Source organism: Micromonospora noduli (assembly GCF_003264365.1).
Lineage (GTDB): Bacteria > Actinomycetota > Actinomycetes > Mycobacteriales > Micromonosporaceae > Micromonospora > Micromonospora noduli.
This window is the reverse complement of record NZ_PYAK01000060.1, coordinates 1-12,568: the sequence shown is the minus strand read 5'-3', so window position 1 is coordinate 12,568 and position 12,568 is coordinate 1. Positions and strand designations below refer to the sequence as shown.

The 12,568-nt window shown below is 71.0% G+C and carries 14 protein-coding genes; 8 read left to right on the top strand and 6 right to left on the bottom strand.

Annotated elements, in window-relative coordinates; all coding sequences use genetic code 11:
• Positions 1 to 62: 62 nt before the first annotated feature.
• Both groL and groES read right to left on the bottom strand, forming a co-directional pair.
• Positions 63 to 1,703 (bottom strand): chaperonin GroEL, encoded by a 1,641-nt coding sequence (gene groL, locus GUI43_RS28430; RefSeq protein WP_112586498.1) that lies wholly within the window; start codon positions 1,701 to 1,703, stop codon positions 63 to 65.
• A 70-nt stretch (positions 1,704 to 1,773) separates the two neighbouring features.
• Positions 1,774 to 2,082 carry a co-chaperone GroES gene (gene groES / locus GUI43_RS28425; protein WP_007465101.1) on the bottom strand — a complete coding sequence of 103 codons (309 nt, stop codon included), beginning with the start codon at positions 2,080 to 2,082 and terminating at the stop codon, positions 1,774 to 1,776.
• Positions 2,083 to 2,347: 265 nt separating this feature from the next.
• Here groES and GUI43_RS28420 point away from each other — a divergent pair, with 265 nt between their 5' ends.
• The 8 genes from GUI43_RS28420 (at position 2,348) to GUI43_RS28385 (ending at position 9,880) form a co-directional block, all read left to right on the top strand.
• Entirely contained in the window at positions 2,348 to 3,544 is a 1,197-nt protein-coding gene (locus tag GUI43_RS28420; protein WP_112700171.1) for a THUMP-like domain-containing protein, read from the top strand.
• A gap of 10 nt (positions 3,545 to 3,554) precedes the next feature.
• Positions 3,555 to 4,034 (top strand): Cys-tRNA(Pro) deacylase, encoded by a 480-nt coding sequence (gene ybaK, locus GUI43_RS28415; protein WP_112586495.1) that lies wholly within the window; start codon positions 3,555 to 3,557, stop codon positions 4,032 to 4,034.
• Positions 4,035 to 4,212: 178 nt separating this feature from the next.
• A complete protein-coding gene (locus tag GUI43_RS28410) occupies positions 4,213 to 5,301 on the top strand; it encodes a sugar ABC transporter substrate-binding protein (RefSeq protein ID WP_112586493.1) in 1,089 nt (362 codons plus the stop codon).
• 115 nt (positions 5,302 to 5,416) lie between these two features.
• Positions 5,417 to 6,235 carry an ATP-binding cassette domain-containing protein gene (locus tag GUI43_RS28405; RefSeq protein ID WP_112601036.1) on the top strand — a complete coding sequence of 273 codons (819 nt, stop codon included), beginning with the start codon at positions 5,417 to 5,419 and terminating at the stop codon, positions 6,233 to 6,235.
• Positions 6,232 to 7,494 (top strand): sugar ABC transporter permease, encoded by a 1,263-nt coding sequence (locus GUI43_RS28400; protein ID WP_112586491.1) that lies wholly within the window; start codon positions 6,232 to 6,234, stop codon positions 7,492 to 7,494. The genes GUI43_RS28405 and GUI43_RS28400 overlap by 4 nt, the downstream gene beginning before the upstream one ends.
• A gap of 22 nt (positions 7,495 to 7,516) precedes the next feature.
• On the top strand, positions 7,517 to 8,698 hold the full coding sequence (locus GUI43_RS28395) for an ROK family protein (RefSeq protein WP_112586489.1): 1,182 nt from the start codon (positions 7,517 to 7,519) through the stop codon (positions 8,696 to 8,698).
• Between the two features lie 19 nt (positions 8,699 to 8,717).
• A complete protein-coding gene (locus GUI43_RS28390) occupies positions 8,718 to 9,014 on the top strand; it encodes a DUF1707 SHOCT-like domain-containing protein (protein WP_112586487.1) in 297 nt (98 codons plus the stop codon).
• Between the two features lie 125 nt (positions 9,015 to 9,139).
• On the top strand, positions 9,140 to 9,880 hold the full coding sequence (locus tag GUI43_RS28385; protein ID WP_112586485.1) for a DUF4142 domain-containing protein: 741 nt from the start codon (positions 9,140 to 9,142) through the stop codon (positions 9,878 to 9,880).
• 33 nt (positions 9,881 to 9,913) lie between these two features.
• Here the strand turns inward: GUI43_RS28385 and GUI43_RS28380 are convergent, their stop codons facing one another.
• Genes GUI43_RS28380 through tsaB form a run of 4 tightly spaced genes read right to left on the bottom strand, consistent with a single transcriptional unit; the run spans position 9,914 to position 12,378 of the window.
• Positions 9,914 to 10,168, bottom strand: coding sequence for a hypothetical protein (locus GUI43_RS28380; protein ID WP_039906914.1), 255 nt, complete (start codon positions 10,166 to 10,168; stop codon positions 9,914 to 9,916).
• A gap of 14 nt (positions 10,169 to 10,182) precedes the next feature.
• Positions 10,183 to 11,229: a tRNA (adenosine(37)-N6)-threonylcarbamoyltransferase complex transferase subunit TsaD gene (tsaD, locus tag GUI43_RS28375; RefSeq protein ID WP_091402289.1), complete on the bottom strand. Its 1,047-nt coding sequence runs from the start codon at positions 11,227 to 11,229 to the stop codon at positions 10,183 to 10,185.
• The gene (rimI, locus tag GUI43_RS28370; protein WP_112586483.1) at positions 11,222 to 11,704 is read right to left on the bottom strand and encodes a ribosomal protein S18-alanine N-acetyltransferase; all 483 of its coding nucleotides are present in this window, start codon (positions 11,702 to 11,704) and stop codon (positions 11,222 to 11,224) included. The genes tsaD and rimI overlap by 8 nt, the downstream gene beginning before the upstream one ends.
• Complete coding sequence (gene tsaB, locus GUI43_RS28365; RefSeq protein WP_112700170.1) at positions 11,701 to 12,378, bottom strand: tRNA (adenosine(37)-N6)-threonylcarbamoyltransferase complex dimerization subunit type 1 TsaB; 678 nt, start codon at positions 12,376 to 12,378, stop codon at positions 11,701 to 11,703. The genes rimI and tsaB overlap by 4 nt, the downstream gene beginning before the upstream one ends.
• Positions 12,379 to 12,568: the final 190 nt, after the last annotated feature.

Genomic DNA, 12,568 nt, shown 5'->3' with positions numbered 1-12,568 from the left:
GAGAACGAGCCGGGGCGCACCGCCGTACGGCGGTGCGCCCCGGAACGGGTGTCGCTACCGGATCAGAAGCCCGGGCCGTGCTGGTGGCCGTGACCGTGGCCGTGCCCGCCGCTGGCGGCCGGCTCGGCCTGCTCCGGCTTCTCCACCACGAGGCTCTCCGTGGTGAGCAGCAGACCGGCGATCGAGGCGGCGTTGGTGACCGCGTTGCGGGTCACCTTCACCGGGTCGATGATGCCGGCCTTGACCAGGTCGACGTACTCGCCCTTGGCGGCGTCGAGGCCGTTGCCCCACTTGAGGTCGGCGACCTTCTGCGTCACGACGTAGCCGTCGTGACCGGCGTTCTGGGCGATCCAGCGCAGCGGCTCGACGAGCGCCTTGCGCACGACCGAGACGCCGACCTTCTCGTCACCGGTGAAGCCCAGGTCGTCGTCGAGCACCGAGAGGATCTGCACCAGGGCGGCGCCGCCGCCGGGCACGGTGCCCTCCTCGACCGCAGCCTTGGTCGCCGCGATGGCGTCCTCGATGCGGTGCTTGCGCTCCTTCATCTCGACCTCGGTCGCCGCGCCGGCCTTGATGACGGCGATGCCACCGGAGAGCTTCGCCAGCCGCTCGGCCAGCTTCTCCCGGTCCCAGTCGGAGTCGGAGGCCTCGATCTCCTTGCGGATCTGGTTCACCCGGTCGGCGACGTCGGCCTTCTGGCCACCGCCGTCGACGATCGTGGTGTTCTCCTTGTCGACCACGACGCGCCGGGCGGTGCCGAGCACCTCCAGGCCGACCTGGTCGAGCTTGTAGCCCAGCTCCGGGGCGACCAGCTCGGCGCCCGTGGAGATCGCGATGTCCTGGAGCATTGCCTTGCGCCGGTCACCGAAGCCCGGGGCCTTGACCGCGCAGACCTTGAGGGTCTTGCGCAGCGAGTTGACCACCAGGGTGGAGAGCGCCTGGCCGTCCACGTCCTCGGCGATGATCAGCAGGGGCTTGCTGTTCTGCAGGACCTTCTCCAGCAGCGGCAGCAGCTCCTCGATCGCCGAGATCTTCTGGGTGGTGACCAGGATGTACGCGTCCTCAAGGACGGACTCCTGACCCTCCAGGTCGGTGACGAAGTTCGGCGAGATGAAGCCCTTGTCGAACTGGAGACCCTCGGTCACGTCCAGTTCGGTGGTGAGCATCGAGCCTTCCTCGACGGTGATGACACCGTCGCGGCCGACGCGCTCCATCGCCTCGGCGATCAGATCGCCGATCGTGGAGTCCTGCGCGGAGATGGTCGCCACGTTCGCGATCGACTCCTTGCTGGTGACCTCGGCGGCACGGCCGAGCAGCGCCTCGGAGACCTTGGTGGCCGCCGCGTCGATGCCCCGCTTGAGGCCGGCCGGGTTGGTCCCGGCGGTCACGTTGCGCAGACCCTCGCGAACCATCGCCTGGGCCAGCACGGTCGCGGTGGTGGTCCCGTCGCCGGCGACGTCGTTGGTCTTGGTCGCCACCTCCTTGACCAGCTGCGCGCCAAGGTTCTCGTACGGGTTGGTGAGCTCGATCTCCTTGGCGATGGTCACACCATCGTTGGTGATCGTCGGCGCACCGAATTTCTTGTCCAGGACGACGTTGCGCCCGCGCGGGCCGAGGGTGACCTTGACCGCGTCCGCGAGGGCGTTGACACCGTGCTCCAGCAGGTGTCGGGCGTCGTCCGAGAAGCTCAGGATCTTCGCCATTAATGTCCCTTCGAAGCGCCATTGCCCCGGCCCGGCGAGCCGGACCGGGGCAGTGGCACTGATCGGTTGCTTACTTCTCGATGACCGCGAGGACGTCGCGGGCGGAGAGCACCAGGTACTCCTCGCCGGCGTACTTGACCTCGGTGCCGCCGTACTTCGAGTAGAGGACGGTGTCGCCGACCTGCACGTCAACCGGAACCCGGTTGCCGTTGTCGTCGACGCGCCCCGGGCCCACAGCGAGGACGGTGCCCTCCTGCGGCTTCTCCTTGGCGGTGTCGGGGATCACGATGCCCGACGCCGTGGTGGTCTCAGCCTCGTTCGCCTGGACCACGATGCGGTCCTCGAGCGGCTTGATCGCAACCTTGGTCGCGGTAGTCACGGGCATACCCTCCTGGGGTACTGGTTTCGTTGCTGGCCAGCGGGGCTGACCAGCGTCAATCTGCCTCATGCCACCGGGCGGTGCCGTCGTCGCGGGTGCCGGTCCGCCTGGCGTGCGCACCCGGGTCGCGAGACCCGGAAGCTGGCACCCTCAGGGTGAGAGTGCTAATCGCAGGTTATTCCGTGGCTAGCACTCCGTCAAGGAGAGTGCCAGCGCGTCGCGCCCCGCCAGCCAGGATTTCCGGGTCGGCCGGGACAATGGCCGGGTGGATCTCGATCAGCTGGCGGCGCTGCGTACCCCTGAGGGGTCGGCCGCGCTCACGGCGGCGGCCGACCTGGCCGGCGGTGATCCACTGGTCGCGGCGTCGGCGCTGCGCGCGACCGGGGTGCCGCCGACGTTGGCCGCGGCGGCACTGACCCAGGCCGAGTTGCGCCACCGGGCGGTGGGCAAGTTCGGCTCGGCCGCCGCTGGGATGTTCCTCACCCGTCCCGGCCTGGAGCAGGCCACCCGCCGGGTGGTCGCCGACCGTCGGGCCGCCCGGTTGTACGCGGCCGGCGTGCGCACCCTGGCCGACCTCGGGTGCGGGCTCGGAGCCGACGCGCTGGCCGCCGCCCGCGCCGGCATCCGGGTGTACGGGGTGGAGGCCGACCCGGTGACCGCCGCGATGGCCGCCGCCAACGCCGAGGCGGCCGGGCTGGCCGACCTGTTCACTGTCGAGTGCGGCGACGCGACAGGGTTCGACGTGTCACGGGTCGACGGGGTCTTCTGCGATCCGGCCCGCCGCACCACCGGCACCGGGCGGCGGATCTTCGACCCGCGCGCCTACTCGCCGCCGTGGGACTTCGTCACCGGGCTGGCCGAGCGGGTGCCGCGCACAGTGGTGAAGGTGGCGCCGGGCCTGGACCACGCGCTCATTCCGGCGGGTGCGGAGGCCGAGTGGGTCGGCGTGGACGGCGACCTGGTCGAGGCCGCGCTCTGGTGCGGCGAGCTGGCGGAGGTGCCCCGCCGCGCCACCCTCTACCGTCAGCGGGGCGCCGAGGCGTACCGCCACGAGCTCACCGGCTCGGGTGCCGCCGAGGCGCCGGTCGGGCCGCCGCGTCGCTACCTGTACGACCCGGACCCGGCGGTGGTGCGCGCGCACCTCGTCGCCGAGCTGGCCACCGAACTGGACGCCACCCTGGGCGATCCGAGCATCGCCTACCTCTACGCCGACCAGCCGATCCGCACCCCGTACGCGCGCTGCCTGGAGATCACCGACGTGCTGCCGTTCTCGCTCAAGCGCCTGCGGGCGCTGCTGCGGGATCGTCGGGTGGGCCGGGTGGAGATCCTCAAGCGGGGTTCCGCGCTCACTCCGGAGCAGCTTCGACGGGACCTGCGGCTGGCCGGCGACGAGGCGGCGAGCCTGGTGCTCACCCGGGTCGACGGCGCACCGACGGTGCTGATCGGTAGGCCTGTCGACTAGCGTCGCCGGTGTGGCGGGACAGGGAACGCCGGCAACGGCACTGTTGGTCAAGCGCGGCATCGCGCATCGCACCCATCCGTACCGGGTGTCGCCGGACGCCCCGAACTACGGCGGGTTGGTGGCGGTGGCGCTCGACGTGGCACCGGAGCGGGTGTTCAAGTCTCTGGTGACCGAGGTCGACGGCGCGCTCACAGTGGCGGTCGTTCCGGTCACCGGCGAGCTGGATCTCAAGGCGCTCGCGGCGGCGGTCGGCGGCAAGCGGGCGGTGTTGGCCGACCGGGCGGTCGCCGAGCGGGCCACAGGTTACGTGCGCGGTGGGATCAGCCCGCTCGGGCAGCGTCGACGGTTGCCCACGGTGCTGGACGAATCCGCGCTGGACCTTCCGACGATCTACGTCTCGGCTGGTCGGCGCGGTCTGCAACTCGAGCTGGCCGCGGCGGATCTGGTGGCGCTGACCGACGCCCGCACCGCGCCGTTGCAGACCCACTGACGACTGTCGTTACGTCGCCTCCCCCGTGGGATACCCGCGGAGTAACAGTCGCGTTGCTGAATTGTTATCGCTCCCAACAAACTATGCACCTGCGCGGTCTTGTGGAGCCGGTGTGACGCGAAATACGTTGCCGGACACAACAAAACAACACCTCCCCCACCCCGAAAGGACCCTGCACATGCGTAAGGGGATCCTCACCATCGCCGCCGTGGGCCTGCTGACGACCGGCGGGTTGACCGCCTGTAGCGACGACTCCGGCAACGGCTCGGCCGACTCCAAAAAGACTCCCAAGATCGGCGTGATCCTTCCGGATAGCAAGTCCTCCCCCCGCTGGGAGACGGCGGACCGTCGCTTCCTGGAGGAGGCGTTCAAGGCTGCCGGCGTCCAGTACGACATCCAGAACGCCCAGAACGACAAGAGCGCCTTCCAGACCATCGCCGACCAGATGATCACCGGCGGTGTGACCGCCCTGATGATCGTCAACCTGGACTCCGGCACCGGCAAGGCCGTGCTCGACAAGGCCAAGTCGCAGGGCGTCGCCACCATCGACTACGACCGGCTCACCCTCGGCGGCTCCGCCCAGTACTACGTCAGCTTCGACAACGAGACCGTCGGCAAGCTCCAGGGCGAGGGTCTGGCCAAGTGCCTGACCGAGAAGGGCGCCAAGAACCCCGTCGTGGCGTACCTGAACGGCTCCCCCACCGACAACAACGCCACCCTGTTCAAGGCCGGCTACGACTCGGTGCTCAAGCCGAAGTTCGACTCCAAGGAATACACCAAGGGCCCGGACGACGCCGTGCCGGGCTGGGACGGCCCCACCGCCGCGACCATCTTCGAGCAGCAGCTCACCGCGACCAAGGGCAAGATCGACGGCGTGCTGGCCGCCAACGACACTCTCGGCAACGCCGCCATCTCGATCCTGAAGAAGAACAAGCTCAACGGCAAGGTGCCGGTGACCGGTCAGGACGCCAGCGTGGAGGGCCTGCAGAACATCCTCGCCGGTGACCAGTGCGTGACCGTCTACAAGGCGGTCCGGGAAGAGGCCAAGGCCGCCGCGGACCTGGCCATCGCGCTGGCCAAGGGCGAGAAGAAGGACACCGGCCAGACGGTGAAGGACGGCGACCGCGACGTCCCCTCGGTGCTGCTCACCCCGAAGGCCATCTACAAGGACAACGTCAAGGACGTCATCGCCGACGGCTACGCGACCAAGGAGCAGGTCTGCACCGGGGCCTACGCCAAGTTCTGCGCCGAAGCCGGCATCAGCTGACCGACGCCGCAGTACCCGCCGGAACGACCATCGCCGCCCGGCACGGGAGCACCCTCCCCGTGCCGGGCGGCGCCCGCCGGACGGGCCCCGACCCTCCCTTGAGAAGGAGACCCCCGTGTCCGCGACCCCCTTGCTGGAACTCCGCGGGATCGACAAGAGCTTCGGTCCTGTCCAGGTGCTCCGCGACGTCGCCCTGACCGTCCACCCGGGCGAAGTGACCGCACTGGTCGGCGACAACGGCGCCGGCAAGTCGACCCTGGTGAAGTGCATCAGCGGCATCCACCCCACCGACGATGGCGAGTTCCTGTTCAACGGTGAACCGGTGCACATCGGCAGCCCCCGCGACGCCGCCACGCTCGGCATCGAGGTCGTCTACCAGGACCTCGCGCTCTGCGACAACCTGGACATCGTGCAGAACATGTTCCTCGGCCGGGAGAGGCGCAGCGGCATCGTCCTCGACGAGCCGACAATGGAACAGCTCGCCGCCGAAACCCTGGCGGGGCTCTCCATCCGCACCGTCACCTCGCTGCGTCAGCACGTGTCCAGCCTCTCCGGTGGCCAGCGCCAGACCGTGGCCATCGCCAAGGCGGTGCTGTGGAACAGCAAGCTGGTCATCCTGGACGAGCCGACTGCGGCACTCGGCGTGGCACAGACCGCCCAGGTGCTCGAACTGGTTCGCCGCCTCGCCGACAACGGCCTGGCCGTGGTGCTCATCTCGCACAACATGAATGACGTCTTCGCCGTCTCCGACCGGATCGCCGCGCTGTACCTCGGACAGATGGTCGCCCAGGTGAAGACCACCGACATCACCCACGCCCAGGTGGTCGAGCTGATCACCGCCGGGCGCTCGGGCGGGCTCGGCCTCGCCACCGACCCGGGCAGCAACGGCGACGGCCCGCAGGCGGCCGACTCGATCTCAGGAGGCGTCCGATGACCACCACCGCCGTGCGGAAGGACGGCCCCGCCGCCGTCACACCGACGCCGACCGTCGGAGGCCACGTCCGCAACTACCTCAGTCGGGTACGCGGTGGCGATGTCGGTGCACTACCGGCCGTACTCGGCCTGATCGTGCTCTGCACCGTCTTCGCGATCATGCGGCCGTCGTCGTTCCTGTCGGCCGGCAACTTCGCCAACCTCTTCACCCAGGGTGCGGCGGTCACGCTGATCGCGATGGGCCTGGTCTTCGTGCTGCTGCTCGGCGAGATCGACCTGTCCGCCGGCTTCGCCAGCGGCGTCTGCGCGGCGGTGCTGGCCAATGTCGTCACCGTGCTCGGCTACCCCTGGTGGGTCGCCGTGCTCGCCGCTGTCGCCACCGGCGTGGTCATCGGCACCACGCTCGGCATGCTCGTCGCGAAGATCGGCATTCCGTCCTTCGTGGTCACCCTCGCCGGCTTCCTCGCCTTCCAGGGCGTCGTGCTGCTGCTCGTCAAGGATGGCACCAACATCTCCGTCCGCGACGACGTGCTGGTCGCCATCGCCAACCGCAACCTCGCCCCCGCGCTGGGCTGGGTGCTGACCGCCCTCGCCGTCGTCGGCTACGCGGCGGTGCAACTGCTGCGCCACCGCAACCGGGCGGCCCGCGGTCTGATCACCGACCCGCTCGCGGTGGTGGCGCTACGGATCGGCGGGCTCGCCGTCATCCTCGGCACCGCTGTGTACGTGCTCAACCTGGAGCGCAGCCGCAACGTCCTCATCGTCTCGCTCAAGGGTGTGCCGATCGTGGTGCCGATCATCGCGGTGCTGCTTGTCGTCTGGACGTTCGTACTACAGCGCACCAGCTACGGCCGGCACATCTACGCAGTGGGCGGCAACCGGGAAGCGGCCCGCCGGGCCGGCATCGGAGTCGACCGGATCCGGATCTCCGTCTTCGTGATCTGCTCCTCGATGGCCGCCATCGGTGGCATCGTGGCCGCCAGCCGGGCCAACTCGGTCGACCCGAACACCGGGGGCAGTAACGTACTGCTCTACGCGGTGGGCGCAGCGGTGATCGGCGGCACCAGCCTGTTCGGTGGCAAGGGCCGCGTCTTCGACGCCGTGCTCGGCGGCGCGGTGGTCGCGGTCATCGAGAACGGAATGGGCCTGATGGGATACACCGCGGGAGTCAAGTACGTGGTCACCGGTGTCGTACTGCTGCTCGCGGCCAGCGTCGACGCGCTCTCCCGCCGCCGCGCGGCAGCCACCGGCACCCGCTGACCGCGCGGGAGGTAGCACCAGCATGCGCCCAGGACCGAGCCAGGATGACGTCCGACGACAGAACCTCGGGGCTCTGCTGAGGCATGTGCACGTCCACGGGGCGACCACACGCGCGGAACTGACCACCACGCTGGGCCTCAACCGCAGCACCATCGGCGCGCTCACCGCCGACCTGTCCGCGGTCGGGCTGGTCAGTGAAGGGGCTCCAAAGGAGACCGGCCGGGCCGGACGACCGTCACTTGTCGTCCGGCCCGAGTCGGCACGGGTCTTCGCGTACGCGTACTCGGTGGAGGTGGACCGGCTGCGCGCCGCCCGGATCGGGCTGGGTGGCGCGGTCCTGGACCGCCGGGATCTGGACCGGCCGCGCGGGCTGCTGGCCGCGGAGGCCGCACCGCTGCTGGCCGGCGCGGTCAAGGAGATGCAACAGCTGGTACCGGCGGACGCGATCTGCGTCGGTGCCGGCGTCGCGGTCTGCGGCATGGTCCGCCGGGACGACGGCCTGGTCCGACTCGGCCCCACCACCGGCTGGGTGGACGAGCCGATCGGCGCGGCCCTCGCCGACGAGTTGGGCATCGACGTACCGGTCACCGTGGGCAACGTGGCCGACGTCGCCGCGTTCGCCGAGCACGCACGAGGTGTGGCGGCAGGGTGCGACAACGTCCTCTACCTGTACGGCGACGTGGGCGTGGGTGCCGGCATCATCGCCGGTGGGCGCCGACTGACCGGGCACGGTGGGTACGGCGGCGAGGTCGGCCACATGAAGGTGGTCCGCGACGGCAGGCCCTGTGAGTGCGGCTCCCGGGGCTGTTGGGAGACCGAGATCGGCGAGCACGGCCTCCTGCGCGCCGCCGGACGCTCCGACGCCCGGGGCCGCGACGCGCTGCTGGAGGTCTTCGACGCGGCCGACCGCGGAGACGCCCGGGCCCAGACGGCGGTCCGCCAGGCCGGCGACTGGCTCGGCTTCGGGGTGGCCAACCTGGTGAACATCTTCAACCCCGAGATGGTCATCTTCGGCGGCACAATGCGCGATCTCTACCTCGCGGCGGCGGCCCAGATCCGCAGCCGACTCAACTCCAACGCGCTCGGCGCCTGCCTGGAGCACGTCCGGCTGCGCACGCCGAAACTGGGCGCGGACGCGCCCCTGATCGGTGCCGCCGAACTGGCCTTCGAACGGCTCCTCGCCGACCCCCTCGACGTGGGCTGATCCGCGTACGCTGTCCGGCGTGGATGTCGAGCTGCGCGCCTCCGACGACGACCGCAACCGGGTGGTCGCCGCGCTGCACCAGCACACCGCGGCGGGTCGGCTGACGCTTGACGAGTTCTCCGATCGGGCCGGTGCGGTGTGGACGGCGCGCACCCTCGGTGACCTGGCCGCGCTGACCCGCGATCTACCGGCCCTGCCCAACTCCGTCGTCGACGCCGGCCCGGTCGGGCGCGGGCGTCAGGAGCTGCTGATGGTCTTCGCCGCCGCAGCGCTCACCCTGCTGCTGCTCGGAGGCCTGCTCGCCGTCACCCGCTGATCCGGGTCACTCGGAGATGAACTGATCGCGCGATCAGTCCGTACCAGTGGGCGGACGGGCAACCGGCAGGGTACGGCTGCCCGGTCCAGACGCGTTCCGGTCCGGACCGAGGAGGCACCACAGACATGGCACCGCTCAGATCCGCCCATCGCCGACTGGGCACCCGGACCCATCGAGCGGCCATGCTGCTCATCGCGGTCATCGCGGGGGTCGGTGTCCTGCCCGGCGTGGCCGTCGCCGCACCCGCCGGTGGCCAGCAGCTCAACGCCGCCGACATGACACTGCTCAACGGGGTGCGGCTGGCCGGGCTGTGGGAGATGCCAGCCGGCCAGATGGCCGCCGAGAAGGGACAGTCCGCGAAGGTTCGGGAGATCGGCGCCGGCATCGCCGACGAGCACCAGAAGCTCGACCAGCTCGTGGTCGACGCGGCCAACAAGTTGGGCGCGACCATCCCCAGCGAGCCGACCGCCGAGCAGAAGGGCTGGCTGGCCGAGATGCAGAAGGCATCCGGCGCCCGGTTCGACCAGATCTTCGTCACCCGGCTCCGGGTGGCCCACGGCAAGATCTTCCCGGTGATCGGCGCGGTCCGGGCCAGCACCCGGGACGCCACTGTCCGCAAGCTCTGCGAGGACGCCAACGCGTTCGTCCAGCACCACATGCAGATGCTGGAGAGCACCGGCCTGGTCCGTTGGCCGGAGCTGCCGCCGGCCGCGCTGCCCGCCCCCGGTGAGGACGGGCTCCTGGCCGCCGCCTCCGCCAACTCCGGCCCGCAGGTCGGAGTCAGCAGCACGGTCGTCTGGCTGGTCTTCCTCGCCGCGCTGGGCACGGGCGGAATCGCCACCTACCGGATGTTGCGCCGCAGCTGACCGATCAGGCAGCGGCCTGGATGGTGGCTCGCGTCAGCGGTCTACCTGGGTGAAGTCCCAGGAGTGCGGGGCGCGGGCCACCAGCAGCGCTGGCGGGTCCGGCAGCGGGCGAGGGCTGCTGCGCCACTTGGAGATCACCACCACGCGGTGGTCGGTGGAGGAGAAGACCTCGCTGGATACGTGGAGCGGGTCGTGCTCCAACTCGGGCAGGGCGGTGTCGCACACCCAGGTGATCAGGTCGGCGACTCCGTACGCCTCGGCGCGCGCCTCCCACATCCGCACGATCATGTCCGCCGCTCCCGTCACACGCTGACCGTGGTCAACGGCAGTGCCGAATCGGCTGGCAGGTCCAGTCGGCTCGGAGCGACCCCGGCGGCGACCAGGTGCGACCCGAGCGCGGCCACCATCGCGCCGTTGTCGGTGCACAGCTTCGGCCGGGGTACCCGGACCCGGATGCCGTACTTCTCGGCTCGCTGCTCGGCCATCGCCCGCAGCCGCGAGTTCGCCGCCACTCCCCCGCCGATGACCAGGGTCTCGATGCCCTGCGCCCGGCAGGCGGCGAGCGCCTTGCTGGTCAGGACGTCACAGACCGCCTCCTGGAAGGAAGCGGCCACGTCGGCCACCGGAACCGGCTCACCGGCACGCTGACGGGCCTCGACCCACCGGGCCACCGCCGTCTTCAGGCCCGAGAACGAGAAGTCGTACCGGTGGGCGGCGAGATCCTTCGCGGCGGTCAGACCGCGGGGGAAGGCGATCGAGGCGGCATCGCCGGCCCGGGCCTCCCGGTCGATGGGCGGACCGCCCGGGAACGGCAACCCGAGCAGCCGGGCGACCTTGTCGAACGCTTCCCCGGCTGCGTCGTCGATGGTGGCGCCCAGCGGGGTGACACCCCGGGCCAGGTCGTCCACGAGCAGGAGGGACGAGTGACCGCCGGACACCAGGAGCGCGATGGCGGGTTCGGGCAGTGGGCCGTGCTCAAGAGTGTCCACCGCGACGTGGGCGGCGAGGTGGTTGACGCCGTAGATGGGTTTCTCGGCGGCGACCGCGTACCCCTTGGCGGCAGCGACGCCGACCAGTAACGCACCGGCCAGCCCCGGCCCGGAGGTGACAGCGATCGCGTCGATGTCGGCCAGCGTGACGCCAGCCTCGGTCAGTGCCCGGTCCATGGTCGGCACGATGGCCTCCAGGTGTGCCCGGCTGGCCACCTCCGGCACCACACCCCCGAACCGGGCGTGTTCCTCGACGCTGGAGGCGAGCGCGTCGGCCAGCAGGGTGTGCCCCCGCACGATGCCGACACCGGTCTCGTCGCAGGAGGTTTCGATACCCAGGATCAGTGGTTCGTCAGCCATGGTCGTGTGGTCCGTCCCCGGTCGGCTCGGCGTCGCGCCGCATGACCAGCGCGTCGGTGTTGCTCGGTTGGTAGTAGCCGCGCCGCACCCCGATCGGCTCGAAACCGTACGTCGCGTAGAGCCGCTGAGCTGCGGCGTTGTCCACGGCGACCTCCAGGAGGGTGCTGCGGGCGTCGCGCCGGACCGCCTCGGCGAGCAACTCCTCCAGCAGGGCACGGCCTACGCCGCGCCGCTGGGCGTCCCGGCGGACGGCGATGTTCTGTACCCACACCTCGTCCGGCGGAACGCCGGCGAGTCCGGCGTAGCCGAGCACCGACCCGTCCGCGTCGACGGCGATTCGGTAGTGGTGCCCGTTGGCGAGCTCGCTCCAGAACATGGCGGGCGACCACTTCTCAGCCCCGAAGAGGTCCGCCTCGATCGGCAGCACGTCGTCAATGTGCCACCAGCGGAACGGTTCGAGCCGTACCGCGGTCATGGCAGGACCGGTTTGCGGCCGGTCGCCGCCACCGCGTCAGGGCGGCGCAGGTAGAGCGGGGTGAGCCGCTCACTGGACGCCCTCGCCCGGATCCGCTCGGCGGCGAGCAACGCCAGCACTGTCGCGTCCGGGTAGCGCGGCTCCACCCGGACGGGCAGGTCCAGGACCTCGGCGTACCGGTGCGCCCCGTCACCGACCGCGATCGTCGCGCCCAGTTCGCGGGCGCGCGCGGCGGCGACCGCCGGCGCGGACACCTCGGGCCCGACGATCCGCTGGCCGGCGCCGTCGTAGACGGCCCAGTAGATCTCCTTGCGCCGGGCGTCGCTGGCGGCCAGGACCGGCGCGCCGGACGCCGCCGGGTAACCGATGGCATCCAGCGAACAGACGCCGTACGTGGGGATGCCGAGCACCTGACCCATCGTCGCGGCGGTGACCAGGCCGACCCGCAGCCCCGTGAACGGCCCCGGACCGAGCCCGGCGACGATGGCGGCCAGGTCACGCGGGCGCGCGTCAGCGTCGGCGAGGACCGCATCCACCTGGGGCGCGAGCAGCTCACCGTGCGCGCGGGCGTCGACCGTGCACCGGTGCGCCCGCGACGCCACGCCGTCTGCCGAGACCTCCACCAGCGCCGCGGTGACCGCGGGGGTCGAGCTGTCCACCACGAGTACGAGCACGGTAAGCCAGCCTAGCCGCCCCGCCCCGCGCCCCCGGTCACGCCCCGCCCCCGCCATCAGCCACGGTCACGCCCACCCACGGGCCGCCCGCACCACCAAACCCTCGGCAGGCCCGCGCCACACCGGCCGCCCCGAACCACGGTCGCTCTCCCGTGGGCGACGGGCCGGGCCGGCGGGCGGGCCGGGCCGG